The 17,247-nt window shown below is 36.9% G+C and carries 17 protein-coding genes; 3 read left to right on the top strand and 14 right to left on the bottom strand.

Going from position 1 to position 17,247, the window contains the following annotated elements; genetic code table 11:
- Positions 1-162: 162 nt before the first annotated feature.
- From FDO66_RS01770 to FDO66_RS01730, 9 genes are all read right to left on the bottom strand, one after another.
- Positions 163-1,449 (bottom strand): adenylosuccinate synthase, encoded by a 1,287-nt coding sequence (locus tag FDO66_RS01770; RefSeq protein ID WP_141430702.1) that lies wholly within the window; start codon positions 1,447-1,449, stop codon positions 163-165.
- A gap of 304 nt (positions 1,450-1,753) precedes the next feature.
- Positions 1,754-3,118 (bottom strand): replicative DNA helicase, encoded by a 1,365-nt coding sequence (dnaB, locus tag FDO66_RS01765; RefSeq protein ID WP_141430701.1) that lies wholly within the window; start codon positions 3,116-3,118, stop codon positions 1,754-1,756.
- 311 nt (positions 3,119-3,429) lie between these two features.
- Positions 3,430-3,879: a 50S ribosomal protein L9 gene (rplI, locus tag FDO66_RS01760; RefSeq protein ID WP_141430700.1), complete on the bottom strand. Its 450-nt coding sequence runs from the start codon at positions 3,877-3,879 to the stop codon at positions 3,430-3,432.
- Positions 3,876-5,849 (bottom strand): DHH family phosphoesterase, encoded by a 1,974-nt coding sequence (locus tag FDO66_RS01755; RefSeq protein ID WP_141430699.1) that lies wholly within the window; start codon positions 5,847-5,849, stop codon positions 3,876-3,878. Before FDO66_RS01755 ends, rplI begins: the two co-directional genes overlap by 4 nt.
- A 26-nt stretch (positions 5,850-5,875) precedes the next feature.
- Positions 5,876-6,814: a YybS family protein gene (locus FDO66_RS01750; RefSeq protein WP_181444408.1), complete on the bottom strand. Its 939-nt coding sequence runs from the start codon at positions 6,812-6,814 to the stop codon at positions 5,876-5,878.
- 412 nt (positions 6,815-7,226) lie between these two features.
- Positions 7,227-7,469, bottom strand: coding sequence for a 30S ribosomal protein S18 (gene rpsR, locus FDO66_RS01745; protein ID WP_141430697.1), 243 nt, complete (start codon positions 7,467-7,469; stop codon positions 7,227-7,229).
- A gap of 28 nt (positions 7,470-7,497) precedes the next feature.
- Positions 7,498-8,004, bottom strand: a complete 507-nt coding sequence (gene ssb / locus FDO66_RS01740) for a single-stranded DNA-binding protein (RefSeq protein WP_141430696.1) — start codon at positions 8,002-8,004, stop codon at positions 7,498-7,500.
- A gap of 59 nt (positions 8,005-8,063) precedes the next feature.
- Entirely contained in the window at positions 8,064-8,351 is a 288-nt protein-coding gene (rpsF, locus tag FDO66_RS01735; RefSeq protein WP_141430695.1) for a 30S ribosomal protein S6, read from the bottom strand.
- 149 nt (positions 8,352-8,500) lie between these two features.
- Positions 8,501-9,646 carry a glycosyltransferase family 4 protein gene (locus FDO66_RS01730; protein ID WP_483861450.1) on the bottom strand — a complete coding sequence of 382 codons (1,146 nt, stop codon included), beginning with the start codon at positions 9,644-9,646 and terminating at the stop codon, positions 8,501-8,503.
- A gap of 416 nt (positions 9,647-10,062) precedes the next feature.
- Between FDO66_RS01730 and tnpB the strand changes: the two genes are divergently transcribed.
- Positions 10,063-11,259: an IS200/IS605 family element RNA-guided endonuclease TnpB gene (gene tnpB / locus FDO66_RS01725; RefSeq protein ID WP_220095140.1), complete on the top strand. Its 1,197-nt coding sequence runs from the start codon at positions 10,063-10,065 to the stop codon at positions 11,257-11,259.
- Between the two features lie 261 nt (positions 11,260-11,520).
- On the opposite strand, the gene ychF is transcribed toward tnpB, so the two are convergent.
- The 3 genes from ychF to FDO66_RS01710 all read right to left on the bottom strand — a co-directional run bounded on the left by ychF (position 11,521) and on the right by FDO66_RS01710 (position 14,036).
- Positions 11,521-12,621 (bottom strand): redox-regulated ATPase YchF, encoded by a 1,101-nt coding sequence (gene ychF / locus FDO66_RS01720; protein ID WP_141430693.1) that lies wholly within the window; start codon positions 12,619-12,621, stop codon positions 11,521-11,523.
- A 308-nt stretch (positions 12,622-12,929) separates the two neighbouring features.
- The gene (locus FDO66_RS01715) at positions 12,930-13,127 is read right to left on the bottom strand and encodes a DUF951 domain-containing protein (RefSeq protein ID WP_141430692.1); all 198 of its coding nucleotides are present in this window, start codon (positions 13,125-13,127) and stop codon (positions 12,930-12,932) included.
- 12 nt (positions 13,128-13,139) lie between these two features.
- A complete protein-coding gene (locus FDO66_RS01710; protein ID WP_141430691.1) occupies positions 13,140-14,036 on the bottom strand; it encodes a mechanosensitive ion channel family protein in 897 nt (298 codons plus the stop codon).
- 269 nt (positions 14,037-14,305) lie between these two features.
- On the opposite strand from FDO66_RS01710, the gene yyaC reads away from it, so the two are divergent.
- A complete protein-coding gene (gene yyaC, locus FDO66_RS01705; RefSeq protein ID WP_141430690.1) occupies positions 14,306-14,917 on the top strand; it encodes a spore protease YyaC in 612 nt (203 codons plus the stop codon).
- 100 nt (positions 14,918-15,017) lie between these two features.
- Here the strand turns inward: yyaC and FDO66_RS01700 are convergent, their stop codons facing one another.
- Both FDO66_RS01700 and FDO66_RS01695 read right to left on the bottom strand, forming a co-directional pair.
- A complete protein-coding gene (locus FDO66_RS01700; RefSeq protein ID WP_141430689.1) occupies positions 15,018-15,869 on the bottom strand; it encodes a ParB/RepB/Spo0J family partition protein in 852 nt (283 codons plus the stop codon).
- A complete protein-coding gene (locus FDO66_RS01695; RefSeq protein WP_141430688.1) occupies positions 15,862-16,623 on the bottom strand; it encodes a ParA family protein in 762 nt (253 codons plus the stop codon). The genes FDO66_RS01700 and FDO66_RS01695 overlap by 8 nt, the downstream gene beginning before the upstream one ends.
- A 401-nt stretch (positions 16,624-17,024) precedes the next feature.
- On the opposite strand from FDO66_RS01695, the gene FDO66_RS01690 reads away from it, so the two are divergent.
- Positions 17,025-17,247 (top strand): hypothetical protein (locus tag FDO66_RS01690; protein WP_141430687.1); only part of this gene is annotated, 223 nt, incomplete at its 3' end.

The raw sequence follows: 17,247 nt of genomic DNA, 5'->3' as shown, positions 1-17,247 counted from the left end.
GCGACGTTTTTTATAATATCATAATTACATAGATTTTAGCAATAGTTTTATTAAAAAAATTCATGTTTTTTTCATAGAAAAAGATAAAGGTGTGAATTCGCAAAAAAAGAGAGTGCCCAAAGTGTCAATTACATTTGGGACACTCTCCATTCTTTTAATCCCTTATCGCCAAGGGCTAAAAACTACATTTGTTTGTTTACGATCAGGACCTACAGAGAAGATAGATAATGGAATGCCTGTAAGCTGTGCTATGCGCTCAATATAGTGACGAGCATTCGCTGGTAATTCACTTAATGATTTACATCCTGTGATGTCTTCTGTCCAACCAGGCAGCTCTTCGTACACAGGCTCACATTCTGCTAATATTTTTAAGCTAGCAGGGAATTCTTCCATTACTTTTCCTTTGTAGCTGTATGCCACACAAATCTTTAATGTCTCAATTCCAGTTAATACATCGATTGAGTTTAGAGAAAGATCTGTAATGCCACTAACGCGTCTAGCATGACGAACAACGACACTATCAAACCAGCCTACACGACGAGGACGTCCAGTTGTTGTTCCATATTCTCTTCCTACTTCACGAATTTGATTGCCTATTTCATCATTAAGTTCAGTAGGGAAAGGACCATCACCTACACGAGTCGTATATGCTTTCGATACACCAACTACGTGATTAATTTTCGTTGGACCTACTCCTGAACCAATCGTTACTCCACCTGCAACAGGGTTTGAAGAGGTAACAAACGGATAAGTACCTTGGTCAATATCAAGCATAACCCCTTGTGCACCTTCAAAAAGCACTCTTCTGCCTTCATCTAATGCATCATTAAGAACGACAGAAGTGTCGCAAACATAATGCTTAATTTGCTGTCCATACTCATAATATTCATCAAGAATTTGATCGATTGTAAATCCATCTGCTTCATAGATGCGCTCTAATAAACGGTTTTTCTCTTCTAAATTACGTGCAAGCTTTTCTTCGAATACTTCACGATCAAGTAAGTCAGCAATACGAATTCCAACTCTTGCAGCTTTATCCATATATGCCGGCCCAATACCTTTTTTTGTTGTTCCAATTTTATTAGCGCCTTTACGTTCTTCATCTAATTCGTCTAATTTAAGGTGGTAAGGTAAAATAACATGTGCTCTATTGCTAATTCTAAGATTATCAGTAGAGACTCCTCTTTCATGTAAATACGCAAGCTCTGCCACTAGAGCTTTAGGATCCACAACCATACCATTCCCAATTACACTTACTTTCTCTTTATAAAATATCCCGGATGGAATTAAATGTAATTTGTATGTTACTTCGTTAAAACGAATTGTATGTCCAGCGTTGTTACCTCCTTGGTAACGAGCTATTACTTCAGCGTTTTCAGAAAGAAAGTCTGTAATTTTTCCTTTTCCTTCGTCTCCCCACTGTGTTCCTACCACCACGACTGATGACATTCTTTAAAGCACCTCCAAAAGATTCCAATAAATTGCTTTCCGATTCAAACAATCTAAGTTTATAATTACGCCTAAGAAAAGTCAATAAAACACGAACATTTTTTATATCAAATATTCTTATGTTCGTAAATTGAGGCAAGGTAACCATTGTTTTTTATTTTTGATAGCTAAAAAATGCATAAATCATTCTCATATAATATTCTGAGGCTCGTCCAACTACATAAATGATTAGAACTGCCATTTCTAACTTCGATTTGAAAACCACATTAAAAAGGATTAATTGGCTCTAAACCAGTTAATCCTATTATGCTCCTGATGGAACAGACGAATCATCAAAACGTCTTTCTAAATTGACAAACTTATTATATTCTTTGACAAACGCCAGCTGTACTGTGCCTACAGGACCATTACGCTGTTTGGCTATAATTATTTCAATAATGTTTTTGTTTTCCGATTCTTTATCATAATAATCATCACGATATAAAAAGGCCACAATATCCGCATCCTGCTCGATACTTCCTGATTCACGAATATCCGACATCATTGGACGTTTATCCTGACGCTGCTCTACTCCCCTTGAGAGCTGTGAAAGGGCGATAACGGGAACTTGAAGCTCACGTGCTAGTGCCTTTAAGGATCGAGATATTTCAGATACTTCCTGCTGACGGTTCTCACCTGATCTTCCGCTGCCTACAATGAGCTGCAAGTAATCTATTAAGATCATTCCAAGCCCGTGCTCCTGCTTTAAACGCCTGCATTTTGAACGAATTTCTGTAATACGGACACCTGGAGTATCGTCGATAAAAATGCCTGCATTGGATAAGCTACCCATTGCCATCGTTAGCTTTCCCCAATCTTCATCGGTCAATGAGCCCGTACGAAGCCGCTGAGCATCAATATTGCCTTCCGCACAAAGCATACGCATCACGAGCTGCTCAGCACCCATCTCTAAACTAAAGATGGCTACATTTTCACCCGTTTTTGTGGCCACATTCTGGGCAATATTCAAGGCAAAGGCTGTTTTCCCTACAGATGGACGTGCTCCAACAATGATTAAATCATTCCGTTGAAAGCCAGCTGTCATTTTATCAAGTTCTGCAAAGCCTGTTGCAATCCCCGTAATATCCCCTTTACGATTATGCATGACTTCAATATTATCATACGTACGAACTAATACATCTTTAATATTATGAAAGGCTCCAGCATTTTTTCTCTGGGCTACTTCTAGAATGCTTTTTTCGGCTTCTCCTAAAAGGACTTCTACTTCATCTTCGCGTGTATATCCTTCTTGGGCAATTCCAGTTGCTGTCCGAATCAATCTTCGAAGCAATGACTTCTCTTCCACAATTTTGGCATAGTATTCAATGTTTGCAGCTGTTGGAACAGAGCCTGCTAAATCACTTAAATAACTAACTCCACCTGTATCCTCTAATATTTGCGCAGCTGCGAGCTCTTCTGTCACTGTGATTAAATCAACCGCTTTTCCTTGATCACTAAGCTTTAGAATAACAGAAAATATTTTTTGATGAGCAGCACGATAGAAATCCTCTGGAATTAATATTTCAGATGCCATAATTAATGAAGATGGCTCGAGAAAGATCGCTCCAAGCACTGCTTGCTCTGCTTCAATATTTTGTGGAGGAAGTCGGTCAGCCATTACATCACTCATCTCTCCAACCCCCTATCGTTCTAGCAGAATATCTATAGTCTATTCGGTTATGAAAATGAAAGCTGAGAGCAAATTATAAGCGCCTCAATCAGCTTCGATAAACATAGAACACAATAACCCAAACACTGATTCATTTGTTTATTGTGGCTTATAATATGAGCTACTAGGCTCCCTGAGCTAGATAGATGTCAACCTTTTATAAGCATACATTTTCAATCCTCAAGAAAAAAAGCGATCGGCTGAAACACGATCACATTTTTTTCAATCGATTCTATTTTAACATGTTTTTTCGCTTCAATGAGCTTCCAAAATTAGCTTAATTCTTTTACATGTACATTTAAAATGGCTGAAACCTCGGTATGAAGCTTAACAGGTACCTTTGTATAGCCTAATGCACGAATCGCATCTTCCATTTCAATTTTTCGTTTATCAATTTTGATTTGTGCTTTCTTTTGCAGTTCTTCTGCAATTTGCTTGCTTGTGATTGATCCAAATAAGCGGCCGCCTTCTCCTGCTTTAGCTGATATCTCGATCGTTAGTTTTTCAACTACTTCTTTTAATTTTTTTGCTTCTTCCAGCTCTTCTAAAGCTAGTTTTTCTTCTTTTTTCTTTTGTGCAGCTAGTGTGCTAACATTCCCTTTATTCGCTTCGATAGCCAACCCTTGCTTTAGCAAGAAATTTTGTGCATACCCGTCCGCAACGTTTTTAACTTCTCCTTTTTTCCCTTTACCTTTTACATCTTTTAAAAATATGACTTTCATTCTTTTAATCTCCCTTCAAAATACTCATCAATAGCAGCTTTTAATTTTTCCTCTGCCATCTCGACCGATATATTTGATATTTGGGTGGCTGCATTCGTTAAATGGCCGCCTCCTGCCAAGCCCTCCATAATGAGCTGTACATTGATATCCCCCAAAGATCTAGCACTAATCCCAATCACATTATCCGACCTTTTCGAAATAACAAACGATGCAACGACACTATCCATCGTCAGGAGAGTATCAGCAGCCTGGGCAATAAGCACCTGATCATACACTTGATCACTTTGAGCTTTGGCGATAGCGATCCCTTCTTTATAAAAGGATACCGTTTCAATTAACTTCGCTCTTCGAATATACGTATAGACGTCTTCCTTTAAAAATTTCTGCACGAGTACCGTATCCGCACCTTGTCCTCTTAGATAAGATGCTGCATCAAAGGTCCTTGCACCGGTACGCAATGTAAAGCTTTTTGTATCTACGATAATTCCAGCAAGTAGAGCCGTTGCTTCAAGCATATCAATTTTTTCTTTTTTCGGCTGATATTCTAATAGCTCTGTCACAAGCTCGGATGTAGATGAAGCATATGGCTCCATATAAACAAGCAGTGGATTTTCAATAAACTCTTCTCCTCGTCGATGATGATCAATGACGACCACATGATCGATCTTATAAAGGAGCTTCTCTTCAATAACGAGAGATGGTTTATGCGTATCAACGACGACAAGCAAGGTGTCTCCCGTAGCCAGCTCCAACGCCTCTTCCGGGGTGATAAAACGTGAAGATAATGTCTCCTGCTTCATAATTTCTGTCATCAGCCTTGCTACACTCGTATCAATCTCCTGGAAATTCACAACGATATAAGCGTCACGTTGATTCATTTGGGCTACCTTCTGGATTCCAATAGAAGCTCCAATGGCATCCATATCTGGATTTTTGTGCCCCATAATAATAACTTTATCGCTTTCTGTAATTAATTCTTTTAGCGCATGAGAAATGACACGGGCACGAACCCTTGTCCTTTTTTCAACAGGATTTGTTTTTCCTCCGAAAAACTTCACTTTGCCATTCAATTGTTTAATCGCCACTTGGTCACCGCCTCTGCCAAGTGCTAGATCAAGACTTGACTGAGCTACAGTTCCTAGCTCTGGAAGAGACGATACTCCTGAGCCTACCCCAATGCTTAATGTTAAAGGAACATTTTGTTTCGAGGTTAACTCCCGCACATCATCAAGAATCGTGAATTTTCCTTTTTCTAAATGCTGAAGGATGTGTTCATTAAACACAGCGATAAATCTTTCAGAGGAAACTCTTTTTAAGAAAACGCCGTTATCATTGGCCCACTTGTTTAAAATGGATGTAACCATGCTATTCAGACTGCTTTTCGTTTGATCATCCATTCCTTGTGTTAAATCATCATAGTTATCTAAAAAAATGATTGAAATAACCGTTCTTTCATCCTCATACAGCTTTTCGATTTCTGTTTGTTCTGTCACGTCAAAGAAATAAAGAAGACGCTCTTCTCGTTTATGAATGACCCTAAATTTACGGTCATGCAGTGTAATAATTTCAGTTTCAACCTCTTGCTTGATCAGTGGGATAAGTAAATCAGCGACATCATAAAGAGATCTCCCCACTAAAGTTTCTTCTGCAAGACAAGAAGCCAAAAAAGGATTCGTCCATTCGATATAGTAATCATCATTAATGAGCATAATTCCGATCGGCATCTCCATTAATGCTTCTTCGCCGACTTTTTTCACTCGGTAGGAAAGAGTTGTAATGTATTCTTCAGTCTCTTTTCGCATCCGGTAATCAATCATAAAAATATAATAGAATGGAAACACGGAAAGAAAAAGACCAATTACACTAAATAGCCAATTGAAGTAAGCTATAACGCCAAGAAGCACGACGGTAATGCCCATTAACCAGACTAATGGATATACAATAGAACGATTTTCTAAATATGAAGGCATACATCCACCCCTTAAGGCAATTGCTGTTATTTCTTAACAAGGATTTTCTTTAAATCATATCCTAAATCAATTATACCTAATATCCACACAATAGAAAGAAGAAAAGGAAAGATGAACGTTAACACAGTCATGATAATTGGAGTTGCCTTTGGAAGCTCGTACCTCTTTGCTAGAAAAAAAAGAAATACCATTCCTTGAACGACCATACACCACTGGAGTATAAGGATCGTATTTAAAAGGATCGAAAATCCTAAGCTTCCTTTCTCTATATGAAACAAATAGGCAATTACCATGGCGATTACATTATACCAAAGAATTGATTTTGGAAAAGAAAATGTATGAAGCTCTCCCCAATTGTCGACTTTGACCCCTAATCTTTTTACAATAGGAAAACATACAAGCTGAATAACGAAAACAGCAACAAAAGAAGTGATAATAAAGAGGCTTGGAACCAGTATTTCCAGCAGCTTAAATGTGTCCTCCACCTGCTCGATTGTTAGGTTTGCATTACCTTGTCCAAATGCCTTCATCAACTCGATGGATTGTTCAAAGGCTTTCTTTAAAGCCTCCAACGTATCCTTGATAAAATTAATCTTTAAAAAATAAATGCTAACTATGTAAGTTCCAACGAGATTAATAAGATAGATAAAGGAAGCTGCCATATATAAAGCAACTCTACTTTTTCCTCTTCTAATAAAATCTCCCATCACAGCTCCGGTCATTCCATAACAAATCGTGAATGAAAGAGCAATGAATGAACCGATAAAAAAGGAAATGAATACAGCTGAGCAAAAAAAGACAAAGGAGTCTTTTCTAGTATATTTTGCCGTAAATAAGATAAAAGGAATGGAGAGAATTAAATGAACAACAGCACCCAATAGAGGGACATAAAGTGCCAGAAGCAAGAAGATTGAAAAGATCGATAATAAAATAGCTCCCTCTGTTAGCTTATATGTATTCTTCAATGTTTTATTTCCTCTCTTAAAAATGTCCAAGATCTATTGTAGCAGGCTTTACATATCAGCTTCAACTTTAATGGAATATTAGAAAAGCGCAAGGCCCTTGGTCATCGACGTAAAGTGCTGGACTGAATCGAGTGAGATAAAGGAAACACGAAGAGCGTAGAGATTCGATGTTGACTTATCGTAGACGAGATGAGGGAAGCACTTCTAGTCGATAGGGCGCTGGAGCTAGACACCAGTCGGACTTCAGAAACTTATAAATTCTGGTTTATGAGATAACCTTTTTTCATTCTTTATAGTGTAGAAGATCTTAATAGAATTAAGTATCCGAGGACATTAGATTGGTACAAGTAAACAACTAGTCAAAAAGAAAAACACCCAAATCACAGATGAAATGGGTGCCTTTCTCATTTTATTACTCTCCAGAAACATAAGGCAATAAAGCCATTGTACGAGAACGCTTAATCGCAATCGTTAATTTACGTTGGTATTTAGCGCTAGTACCAGTTACACGACGAGGTAAAATTTTTCCACGTTCAGAGATGAATTTTTTAAGTAGATCTACATCTTTGTAGTCGATATGTGTAATTCCGTTTGCTGTAAAGTAGCAAACTTTACGACGTTTTGCACGTCCGCCTTTACGTCCACCTAAAGCCATTGTATTTCCCTCCTTTTATAGTTTTTGGTTAGAATGGAAGATCATCATCTGAGATGTCTATTTTTCCACTATTTGAAAACGGATCTTCATCCATTCTGGTGTATCCTTGGTTCATCGGTTGGCGCTGATTCTGATTATGATTTTGACCAAAAGCTGAATCTTGCTCTCTTGATCCACCATAATTATTCATGCCGTCGCCTCTGCCACCTGAGCTATTTCTTGGTTCAAGAAATTGTACGCTTTCTGCTACTACCTCTGTGACATAGACACGCTTCCCGTCTTGCCCTTCATAACTGCGTGTTTGAATGCGGCCATCCACGCCAGCTAAGCTTCCTTTTTTCAAGAAATTAGCGACATTTTCAGCAGGACGCCTCCAAATTACACAATTGATAAAGTCTGCTTCTTTTTCTCCTTGCTGATTCGTAAACGTACGATTTACAGCGAGTGTAAAAGTAGCCACAGGCACTCCACTAGGTGTATAGCGTAAATCAGGATCCTTCGTTAAACGCCCAACAAGAACAACACGATTCATCATCAGAATCAACTCCTTTCCTTTTGAAATGTTTCACATGAAACCATATATTTAATTAACGATTATGCTTCTTCTTTAACAACGATATGGCGAATGATATCTTCGCTGATTTTCGCTAAACGAGAAAATTCTTCTACAGCTACTGGTTCAGCGTTCACTTTTACAAGTTGATAGTAACCGTCACGGAAATCATTGATTTCATAAGCAAGACGACGTTTACCCCACTCTTTAGATTCACTAACCTCCGCACCATTATCAGCTAGAATACCATTAAAACGTTCAATTAACGCTTTTTTAGCTTCATCTTCAATATTTGGGCGGATGATGTACATTACTTCGTACTTTTTCATCACTTTCACCTCCTTTTGGACTAACGGCCCGTTATGGGCAAGGAGCAATTATTCATTACTCACAGTTTGAAAGTATAACACATATACTTACTAAATGCAATCTATTATCGCATTGATCAAAGGGTTTCCATAGATCAACCTAAAACATCCTAAGCATGTTTTAGTCGAGTGGATCGGTGTAAGGCAATATTCTCAAACTCGTCTAATAATTGATCAAGTATGGTGTCCCAAGATTGCTGTAATGCAAAGTTTCTTGCTTCCAATTCCATTCTTCTTAGTTTCTTTTCATTTTCTAGCAGCTCCATAATCGCACGAATAAACGCTTGGTGATCCTTAGGCGGACACACTTTTCCTGTTGCATTATCCATCACAATTTCTTTTACGCCGCCTGCATCAGCAACTATAGCTGGTGTACCTGAAGCTAATGCTTCCAATACAACATTTCCAAATGTTTCTGTTGCAGAAGGAAATACAAATAAATCCGCACTCGCATAGGCTTGTGAAAGCTCATCTCCCATCAAATATCCCGTTAAAGTGACATTTTCTTTTTCGTTCATCTGAGCATCTAACTCCTCATAACTCGGTCCATTTCCTACAATTAACCAATGAACTTCTTTCTGAAGCTTTTCAGGAAAATGTTCAATAATATTTGTTAGTGTACAAATATCTTTTTCAGGCGCTAGTCGACCTACATATAAGACAATATGTTTTTCTTTAATGTTATATTTGTCTCGAAGAAACATGGAGTTTTTATTCGGGTGGAATTGATTACAATCAACGCCTCTTCCCCAAATGGATAAAGAGTGAAATCCTTGTAATTCAAGATGAATTTTTGTTTCTTTTGAAGGCACAAATATTGTTTCAAATGGCTGATGGAACCATTTTAAATACTTGCAAAGAATAGGAGAAAGCCATGAAGATTTATAATAATCAAGATAGCGATCAAAATGAGTATGATAAGACGCAGTCATTGGAATATTTAATCTTTTCGCACCATACATTCCATAAAGACCCATCGTTAATGGTGTAGCTATATGAACCAGATCAGGCGAAAAAGCGCGCAATTGATCCATTATTTTTTTCGGATTTGCAATCGCCGCTCTGCATTCAGGATAAAAGAAGAATGGAAAGCTAGTAAATTGATTTGTATTAGGATAGGATTGAGCCATTTCTTTCATTTCTGGTACAAATATTTCATACTCAATCCCACTTTTCATCATGTGGTCTGTTAATCTTTTTAGTGTACGTGCCGCTCCATTGACTTGAGGATAAAACGTATCTGAAAATAAAGCCACTTTCAACCTTGAGTCCCCCTTTAAGTCATCCATCGTAAGTATTCGGGATCTAAACATGTTCATTTATTGAATGATAGCTTTATTTTAGAAAAAGATTTTTAGTCGATCATAAATGCTATGTAAATAATTTATGAAGATTTTTCGTCCAAAAGAACGAAAAGCGGAAGTGCTTTGATCAGCCCTGAAGAAAAATGTTCTTTTGACTCCATTACAGATTTTTCGAACGGGAAAGCCCACTGCGGTGCGTTAGCACCCCCTTTAGGGGTGGGGATGAAAGTGAGATCAGATACGGAGTACCGTAATTATGGTGCTTCAGGCATCTGAAAATATACAGGCAGATAACAGTATTCCTCTTGTCTTTTTTATTTTCAGAATTATATAATAATAGAAACAAATGTTCGGAAGAGGGTTATACATTGGAGACTTATCATAAAGGGTTTAGATTTCGCCTATATCCAACAACTGAACAAGCGACTCAAATGAATAAAACGATAGGTTGTTGTCGGTTTTCATTTAATTTGGCATTAGCTAAACAAAAAGAAATAGATCTATTGTGGTGGATCACAGAAGAAATGTTTCAAAATGGTCAACTTCTTTCAAATGAATGGAAAGGTACAAGATTTAGTGCTAATGCTTCGATGAAAGATAGCACGGAGTTTAAGAAAACCACTCCGTGGTTAAAAGAAGTTGATTCAACAGCCATCCAAAACGCTATTCAAAATTTAGGAAATGCTTATCAAGCATATTATAAAAAAGAAAAAGGAAGACCAAAATTTAAATCTAAAAAAAATGAAATTCAGTCCTACACATCTAAATGCAATTATAACAAAGGAGTAGGAACCATTCGGATTATAGATGAAAACTTTATCATTCTACCAAAGGTAGGGAAAGTCCGTTTTGCTAAATCAAAAGAAATAAAAGGTAGAATTATTAACGCCACTGTTCGAAGAACACCAGCAGGTAAGTATTTTGTCTCTGTTTTAGCTGAAGTCAAAAAAGAGCCTACTCAAATATGTGCGTTTCAAACAGGGATCGACGTTGGGTTAAAAGAATTTGCCACCATTTCAGATGGCTCTGTGATTCACAATCCTAAACATTTTTATCAACTAGAAGAAAAAATGAAAAAAGAGCAAAAAATTCTATCAAGAAGAGTGATCGGAAGTCGAAACTGGTATAAACAAAAGATAAAAGTAGCAAAAGTACACGAAAAAATAGCCAACACTAGAGAAGATTTTTTGCAAAAAATAACGACAATGCTGGTGAACGAAAACCAAGTTATTTGCATTGAAGATATTAAGGTGAAAAATCTATTAAAAAATGGGAATCTAGCAAAAGCTATTTCAGATGTTTCTTGGTCAGAATTTAGAAGAATGCTAACTTATAAATGTGATTGGTACAACAAAACACTTGTGGTTGTTGGATCAAATTATGCATCTTCACAAATTTGCCACAATTGTGGTTATAAAAACAAATCCGTTAAAAATTTAGCTTTGCGAGAATGGGAGTGTCCGAATTGTAAAGAAATACACGACCGAGACCATAATGCTGCTAAAAATATCTTGGCCGAAGGGTTGAGAATACTTTCTGAAATGAACCAACCTCAAGTAGCGTAAACGTCATTTCTAACCGTGGGGCACACGGGGATAGCCTAATGAGAATCGCTAGAGATTAGATTCTCTTTTCAAACCGAAGGTTTGAAGGACATAGGAAAACTCATAGCAGATAGAATGTGTGAAAAAAACTCTATCTAACGAGCTTTGGGAAAAAGAATCCCACTGCTTAAGCCGTGGGAGCAGTCAAAAAAAAACTGCACCTCAAATTGTTAGTTGTGTCTAACAAATGGGGTGCAGTTCAAACATCCACTTTTATCAAATCTAAACATTAAATCGGAAATGAATAACGTCTCCATCTTTTACAAGGTATTCTTTTCCTTCTAATCGAACATTGCCTGCTTCACGTGCAGCTGTCATATTTCCTGCTTCAAGAAGATCGTCATATGAAACAATTTCTGCACGAATAAAGCCTCTTTCAAAATCTGAATGGATGATTCCAGCGCATTGAGGGGCTTTCATTCCTTGTCTGAATGTCCATGCACGAACCTCTTGTACACCTGCTGTGAAATACGTTGCTAAACCAAGCAGATGATAAGCAGCTCTAATTAATTGATCGAGTCCAGATTCTTCAATACCGAGCTCCTGTAGGAACATTTGCTTTTCTTCTCCATCAAGCTCCGCGATCTCAGATTCAATTTTTGCACAAACAACAATGACCTCAGCATGATCCTTTGAAGCAAAATCCTTCACAAGTGATACATATTCATTTGAGGATGGATCTGCTACATCATCTTCGCCAACATTTGCCACATATAGAACTGGCTTAATCGTTAAAAGGTGCATCCCTTTTGCTATTTTCAATTGTTCATCTGAAAATTCAACTGTTCGCGCAGGCTTTTCAGCTTCAAATGCTTCTTTAAGCAAAGTTAATACATCTAATTCAGCCAATGCATCTTTATCTTTTTGTTTCGCTAATTTTTCAACACGACCAATTCTTTTCTCAACAGATTCTAAGTCAGCAAGAATAAGCTCTAAATTAATCGTTTCAATATCAGAGATTGGATCTACTTTTCCCGCTACATGTGTAATATTATCATCTGCAAAGCAACGAACGACCTGACAAATCGCGTCCACTTCTCGAATATGAGATAAAAACTTATTACCTAGACCTTCTCCTTTACTTGCGCCCTTAACAATTCCTGCAATATCTGTGAATTCAAAGGTTGTTGGAACTGTCTTTTTTGGTTGTACTAATTCCGTTAATTTGGTTAAACGATGATCAGGAACTTCTACAATCCCTACGTTCGGATCGATTGTACAGAAAGGATAATTCGCTGATTCCGCACCTGCTTGAGTAATCGCATTAAATAAAGTAGATTTTCCGACATTCGGCAAACCTACGATTCCTGCTGTTAAAGCCATCCATGTCACTCCCTTAAAATAAACTATCTATAAAATTAAGATAAAATAAATCCTATTAAATATACTAAAGCCTTTAACAATTATAGAGACATAAGAATAAAAAGACAAGTGAATTAGAAAAGCGGAAGCGACTTGATCAGCCCTGAAGAAAAATGTTCACTTAGCTCAACAAGTGCTTTTTACTTTTATTAAACAAGGGTTATTTTTCACAAGGGCTAGGCGCAGGCTAGACAAAAAGAAAAGCGATAGCGACTTAATCCCTGAAAGATACACACCAATTCTTTTAGAAGCATAAAAAAAGCATGAGATTATTCCTCATGCTTGACCAAAATCTTTTTTATTTTACGTGCAAATTCTTTTCGCGGGATTAATACGCTATGTGAACACCCCTCGCACTTAATGCGTATATCCATCCCCATACGAATGATCCTCCAACGATTCGTACCACATGGATGAGCTTTTTTCATTTCCACTACATCATTTAAAGAAAAGTCTTTTAGTTCCATGCTTGTCCCCTCCTACTCAGCCATCGTTCCTTTTTGCTTCATTGCTTCTTCGTTCTGCCTCGAATACATCACAAGACGTGGATACGGGATTTCAATTCCGTTTTTATCAAGAATATTTTTAATTTCTTTTCGAAGCATTCGTGCAATAGGCAAATGCTTCATCGGAAGCGTTTCTGCTACAACACGGATCACAACCTCAGAGGGACCTAAATTTTGAACACCCATTAATTGAGGCGTTTCAACCATATCTTCATATTTCTCAGGCAGCTTTTCCAAAAATTCTTGTAAAATTGACTCCACACGATTAATATCACTTTCATAAGAAATACTAATATCAACAACTGCTTTACTATTATGAAGAGAGAAATTTGTCACTTGAACAATGCTTCCATTTGGCAAAATATGAATCTCACCTGTCCAGCTTTGGAGCTTGGTTGTTCTTAAGCCAATTTCATCAACAATCCCTTCAAATTGATCAATACGAACAAAATCTCCTACTGAAAATTGATCCTCAAAGATAATAAAAAAACCTGTTATAATATCTTTAACTAAACTTTGAGCACCAAATCCAACAGCAAGTCCAACAATCCCAGCACCTGCAAGAAGGGCACCAACCTTTATTCCCACACTTTCTAATATCATAAGGAAGGCAATAAAATAAACAACATAGGTTAATATATTTACCAATAGTTTAAGTAAAGTTGCTTCTCTTCTTTCTGATATCCTTAAGGCAGAATGAGTTCTCACTTTAAAAAGATTGGAAATAGCAAATGTACCAATCCTTATTATTAATCCACTAGCAATAATAATTGCGATAATTTTTATTAATCCTTCACCAAATGATATCCAAGTATCTTCATTTAAAAAAAGTTCGATTAAATCATTCTTCATTTTTTCAATATGATTCATTATTTAACACCTGCTTATTTGTAATATCTTTTAACAAATTCTATTTTAACAATATTTCTTAGAAGTTTACACTATTCATAAGGAGTTATATATATTGATCGTTATTTTTTCTTGATAAAAGTTCCTACTTTTCACCCTGTTTATGTATACATTTAATTAGGTATGTATAGATTACAATAAATTACCGTATACTGTTATCACCAAACGATAAAAAAGGAAATAAATGCGGAAAAATAATACAAATTATGGTGGATGAAGGAGCGTTCTCAATGAATCTAAAGCCTCGTTTTTTTGAAAAAAGAGGAAGTCCTGTTCGGATCCTGCATGATGAATATAGAGCAGCAAGCAAATTGGCTGAAGAGCTTGTTACTCTTTTGCCAGAGGAAAAAAATTCACGCCAAATCGTTTGTGTTTGTATTGGAACAGATCGATCTACAGGAGACTCATTAGGCCCTCTAATTGGCACATTATTAAAGGAAAATTCTGTTTCTCCTTTTCATGTGTACGGTACTTTAGAAGACCCTATCCATGCAGTGAATATACACGAAAAACTAAAAGCCATCAAAGACTTGCATCCTCATTCCTTTATAATCGGAATTGATGCATGCTTAGGGCATTTAAAAAGTGTAGGTGTAATTCAAATTGGAAATGGTCCAGTAAAGCCAGGTGCAGGAGTCAATAAAAAGCTTCCTGAAGTAGGCGATATTCACATTACAGGAATTGTAAATATCAGTGGGTTTATGGAGTTTTTCGTTCTTCAAAATACTCGACTAAACTTAGTCTTAAATATGGCGAAAACGATTGCAAATGGAATCCACCGTGCAAACAAGTACTACCATTCCGAACAATCGTGGTCTAATGTTAATGAAAACATCTTCTAAAAGGGCCAAGGGTACAACAGAGACTCTTCCATATATTCCATTTCCCAAAGCCCCTTTTTTTCTCCAAGATGCCAAAAAAAAACCATCTCATCAAGATGGTTTAAACATTTCTTGAGTCAAGGATTTCCAAAATTCTTTCAAGATCATCCTTTGAGAAAAATTCAATTTCAATTTTCCCTTTGTTTTTGGAGCGCTTGATGTTTACAGTCGTACCGAATCGCTCTCGTAAGGATGTTTCTTGTTCTTTAATGAAAAGATCCTTTTCCTTGGCTGTTTTTTTTGTTTCACGTGAAACATGTTCATTTAATTGTTGAATCAGCTGTTCAAGCTGCCTAACATTTAACCCTTCTTTCAAAACCTTATCCACTACAGGAAATAGCTTTTCTTGCTTTCTTAAGCCTAATAGTGCTCTCCCGTGACCCATCGAAATCTTCCCATTTGAGATTAATTCCTGCACCTTTGCCGGCAACGATAATAGTCGAACTTGATTGGCGATATGAGGCCTGCTTTTTCCTAGACGTTTAGCCAGCTCCTCTTGAGTCAAATCAAGCTTTTCCATTAGGAGTTGATAGGCTCCACCTTCTTCAATCGGTGTTAAATCTTCTCGTTGTAAATTTTCAAGAAGAGCTAATTCCATCATTTTTTGTTCAGAAAAATCTCTTACAACGGCTGGTACCTTTTCTAAGTTAGCTTCTTTTGCAGCACGTAAACGTCTTTCTCCTGCGACAATTTCAAAGCCTTTTATGCTTTTTCGAACGATTAACGGCTGAAGGATGCCATGTTCTAGGATCGAAAGCTTCAGTTCCTCAATCGCTTCTTTATCGAACATTTTTCTTGGTTGATAAGGATTTGGACGAATTGTTGAAATGTTGATCTCTTGAATGACTTCATCCTTATTTACCTCAATATTCGTAAAAAAAGCATCTAGACCTTTGCCCAAGCCTTTAGCCATTCGTCATCACTTCCTTTGCCAAATCTAAATACACTTCAGCTCCGCGTGACTTTGGATCATAAACAATAATGGGTTCTCCATGACTAGGCGCTTCACTTAGACGGACGTTTCGAGGAATAATGGTTTTGTACACTTTATCCTGGAAATATTTCTTAACTTCTTCAATGACTTGAAGACCTAAATTCGTTCGAGCATCCAGCATCGTTAACAAAACACCTTCGATTTTCAAATGATGATTTAAGTGTTTTTGAACAAGTCGAACCGTATTTAAAAGCTGACTAAGTCCTTCTAAAGCATAGTATTCACATTGAACAGGGATCAGCACTGCATCAGAAGCAGTTAAGGCATTAATCGTCAATAACCCAAGAGATGGTGGACAATCAATGATAATGTAATCATACTCTTTTTTAATTTCTTCTAAAGCTCTTTTTAAACGTACTTCTCTTGAAATCGTGGGAACAAGTTCAATTTCAGCGCCTGCTAATTGTATTGTTGCTGGAATGGCTGATAAATTTTCAACAGAGGTTTGTTTGATGACCTTTACAGCTTCTTCATCATCCACTAAAACGTCATATATACAATGTTCTACATCGGCTTTCTCAATTCCTACACCGCTCGTAGCATTTCCTTGAGGATCGATATCTACCAACAATACTTTTTTTCCTATGTATGCTAAGCAGGCGCCTAAATTAACGGAAGTAGTCGTTTTTCCGACTCCCCCTTTTTGATTGGCGATTGTAATTATTTTGCCCATGATGCCACCTACCTTTAATTCCATAGAGTGAAGCTAAATCAACAAGAGCTTCTCTCTTCCTGAAAAAATCTTTTAATCAATCTGTACAATTTGTCTATCTTCGATGTATATGGCCGATGCTGCCATGAGAATTGGCGATTTTAATCGGCTAGCTGCTAGATTTGAAAAAAAAACGTACTTTTTTTTTCAAAATGACAATCATGTAATCTATTTTATCATGAAATAGATAGAGAATAGAATTTTTTATCATTTTTATGCGAGAAGACTCCTTCCTCAAAATGCGTTAGCATTTAGGTGGGTGATGAATCGCCCTTTTTTTGTTTTAAAAAGGTAAATCTATTGAAACGTATGTTCCTATTTTGGTAAAATATTCTTATGAAAACAAGGAGGTGAAATGAAAGATGCCAACCATTACAATAAAGTTCCCGTTGTTTGAACCAACGAAAACCAAATCTACCATGTATGAAACCATGCAAATTGATTTTTCAGATTCTTGCAACGAGGTACTTAAATTGAAAAAAGAAAACACAAAATTAACAAAGTCATGCATTGATAAACAGCTGGCTCATTTTCAGTTGCCTTCAACTTTAATTCAAGAAGCTAGAAAACTAGCATTAAGTCGTT

Source organism: Bacillus sp. 03113, assembly GCF_006546985.1.
GTDB lineage: Bacteria > Bacillota > Bacilli > Bacillales > Cytobacillaceae > VATK01.
This window is presented reverse-complemented; position numbering and strand designations above follow the sequence as displayed.